Annotated in this window: 3 protein-coding genes; 2 read left to right on the forward strand and 1 reads right to left on the reverse strand. The window is 70.3% G+C overall.

The window, feature by feature from the left end; genetic code table 11:
- Positions 1-846 (forward strand): phosphonate ABC transporter, permease protein PhnE (gene phnE / locus ACTS11_RS04165; RefSeq protein ID WP_442639084.1); only part of this gene is annotated, 846 nt, incomplete at its 5' end.
- Between the two features lie 67 nt (positions 847-913).
- Here the strand turns inward: phnE and ACTS11_RS04170 are convergent.
- Complete coding sequence (locus tag ACTS11_RS04170) at positions 914-1498, reverse strand: hypothetical protein (protein WP_442639085.1); 585 nt, start codon at positions 1496-1498, stop codon at positions 914-916.
- A gap of 347 nt (positions 1499-1845) precedes the next feature.
- Between ACTS11_RS04170 and ACTS11_RS04175 the strand changes: the two genes are divergently transcribed.
- On the forward strand, positions 1846-3424 hold a 1579-nt coding region (locus ACTS11_RS04175), incomplete at its 3' end, for a hypothetical protein (protein ID WP_442639086.1).

Here is a 3424-nt window from a genome sequence, read left to right on the forward strand (position 1 = left end):
TCGATCTCGGCCGTCACGCCCGAGCAGGTCGACCGCGCCCGCGCGGCGCATCCCTCGGCCTTCATGACGCCCGGACGTCTCCTCCGGCGCTGGGGCTGGCTCGTGGCGGCGGTGGCCTACATGGGCTTCTCGGTCTGGTTCTTCGAGTTCGGCAAGCTCCTCGACGCCTCGGAGCGTGCGCTGGCGCTCCTGCGGGCCTTCGTCGTCTGGGAGGACATGGAGACCTGGCAGTATGCCAACATCTACCGCGCCATCGCGCAGACGCTGGCCATGGCCTTCCTCGGCACGCTTCTGGGCACCATCGGCTCGCTCTTCCTGGGCTTCCTGGCCGCGCGGAACGTCATGCCCTTCGCCATCGTGCGGCAGGCGGTGCGGCGGCTTCTCGACGTGCTCAGGGGCATCGACCAGCTCATCTGGGGCCTCGTCTTCGTCCGGGCCGTGGGCCTCGGGCCGCTGGCCGGCGTGCTCGCGATCTTCGTCTCGGACCTCGGCACGCTGTCCAAGCTCTACTCGGAGGCCATCGAGAACATCGACCGCAAGCAGGTGGAGGGCGTGCGCGCCACCGGGGCGGGGCCGCTCGGCGTGATCCGCTACGGCTACATCCCGCAGGTGCTGCCGGTGTTCATCTCGCAGTCGCTGTACTTCTGGGAGAGCAACACCCGCTCGGCCACGATCCTCGGGATTGTCGGCGCGGGCGGCATCGGCATGATCCTGATCGAGCGTTTCCGCGCCTCGCTCTACGACCAGGTGGCCTTCGTGGTGCTGAACGTGCTGGTCATCATCTTCGCGATCGACTGGCTCTCCAAACGCATCCGCCTCTGGGCCATCGGCACCAAGAGCGAGTGAGCCGCACATCCTGACGCCTGACGGCCCCGTCCTGCGCGGCGGGGCCGTTGCCTTTTTTGGGCCGCCCTCAGGCCTCCCGGCTGAGCGGCGGGTGCGCGCGATCGGGAAGCGCGGCTTCAGGGCCGGGCGCCGTGGGCGGCAGGCCGAGGCGGCCGATCACGTCGCGGGCATGGGCCGCACCGCCGTCCGCCATCAGGACCTCCGCCATCAGCGCCCTGAGGCCGGTCGCCCCCGGCGTCCGCTCGATCCCGCGCACGAGAATGGCCCGCGCCGCGGCCATGTCGCCCAAGTGGAGCGCGATGCGGGCGCGCGCGGCCTCGAGGGCAGCGGGCTCCAGCCCCTCGGAGACGGCGCGCGCCACGAGGTCGCGCGCGCAGGCCACCCGCCCGTCCGCGAGCCGCGCCGAGATCAGCACCTCGAACGAGGCCGATGTGAGCGCCGCCTCGGCGAGACGGTCGGCCGTCTCCTGTGCCGTGGCGATGTCGCGCAGCGCGAGTTGCATCACGAGCAGGAGGCGCAGCAGGTCACGATCCCCGGGCGTCCGGTCGAGCCCGGCCCGCGACAGTTGCGCCGCGAGCCGCAGGTCGCCTTCCGAAAAGGCCGCGGCCGCACCACGCCATTCGACGTATCTCGCCGTTGCTTCACCGCTCATGTCGACCCCTCGGCATACGCGCTTTGCACCCTTCGGCGGGCTCCCGGCGGCCACGGGGAGACCGCCGCCGGAGAGGCGGAGCGGAGTCTCGTGCGGTCGCGATGCGGGCTGTCCCCCGGGGACGATGCTTCCCCAACTGCGGTTAAAACTTGGTTAATCCGCTGGGTCTCCGGTAACGTGCCGGCAACATGCCGTGGCGCTGCCACGGAGCGGGGTTTTGTCCGCGCCCGGAGGTTTCCCGCCGTTGCGTCGATGGCCGAGTTATTGCAACAATCCCGCCCGAGAATTTCCCCACCGGTGCGTCAGAACGGCAGCCTCCGGCCTACTTTTTTCCGATGGAGTGCTTCGTGTCGAAATCCACGTTCGTTGCCGGCACCGCAATTGTCGCGCTGTCGCTTCTCGCCTCGCCGTCGCTGGCCGAGGCCGAGGGAATCGCCCCTCCCGACGAAGCGACGCTGGAGGCCCGGCTCGAGGTGTTCCGCTCCTCCGTCCCGGGGTCGATCTGGGCGCTCCAGCCCTGGCTCGGCCGGCAGGAGGCGACGGCGGCGGACGGCACCACCTACCGGCTGACCTCGCTGAACCCGCACGTCAATTCCTGGTTCGTGCTGGAGGTCGTCGCGCCCGGCGGCGCGGTCACGTCCTATCACCTCGAGAACGCCGACCCCGGGGTCTGGCAGGTCTCGCTGAGCGATGACGGCGGCGCGCCCGCGATCCGGCTCGAGGACGACCTCGGCGACGTGGTGCTCTGCGCGCCCTGGACGGGCGATCTGGCGGAGGCGCGGGCGACGGGCCTGCCCTACGCGCCGCTCTGCGACTGGGGCCTGTTCCTGCGCAACCCCGTGGACGGAAACCGCACCACGCGCGAGGCGGTGTCGGACTTCCTGCGCGAGAACGTCATCTTCGGCGATTCCATCGTGAACCTCATCAAGGGCGCCTTCTACGAGGACGCCTTCATGGTCTCCTCCGAGGAGGTCGACGGGGTCGAGGAGGCGAGCGGGGTCGAGCTACTGGGCACCGCGCGCCTCGACCGGACGCCGGTGATGCGGCCCTTCATGGGCTTCGACCTCGTGGGCGCCGAGGCCGGGATGCAGGCCGGCGCCTGGTACGAGGTGGACGGCGCGCCCGGCATCTATGCCAGCGTCATGCAGCCCGGCATGATCGCCGCGTCGGTCTTCGACGTGCCCGGTGCCAACTGGCTCGACGGGGTCGAGAACGGCGCCGACGTCTACCTCGTCGCCTTCGACATGTCGCGCTTCGAGATCGGCTACGAGCTTGGCACCGACCACCCCGACCTCGGCTGGTCCTCGCGGCCCGCGCAACGGCACAACGGCGCGGGGCCCGACGGCTTCTCCCGCCCCGATCCGCTGGTCCTGACGGGCACGCTCTCGCCCGCGCTGGTCGAGGACGTGGCCGCGATCTTCACCGGCGGGTTCAAGCGCGACCACGGCGCCTGGCGCTTCGGCGACTACGCGGGGTTCAACTACGGCAACCATTACGGCTTCGTGCAGAACGGCGTGATGCTCTCGCGGCTCTGGCCGAACCTCGCCACGCTCTACGTCACCACCGACGGCGAGGTGCGGATGGAGAGCTGGTCGGACGCGCACATGGACCTCTTTCCGGAGGTCGTCATGGCGCGGCAGAACGGCGTGCCGCTGATCGAGAACGGCGTGCCGGGCGACCGCGTGACCTCGTGGGGCGGCGGCAACTGGTCGGGCTCGGCGGAGGCGAACCTCAGGACGCTGCGCGCGGGCGCCTGCATGCGCACGGTCGAGGACCGCCAGTTCCTGATCTACGCCTATTTCTCCAGCGCGACGCCCTCGGGCATGGCGCGGACCTTCCAGGCCTACCAGTGCGACTATGCCATGCTCCTCGACATGAACAGCCAGGAGCTGACCTACATGGCGCTCTACCTGCACGAGGGCGAGG

This window comes from Roseicyclus sp. (assembly GCF_052168335.1).
In the GTDB taxonomy this organism is placed as follows: Bacteria; Pseudomonadota; Alphaproteobacteria; order Rhodobacterales; family Rhodobacteraceae; genus Roseibacterium.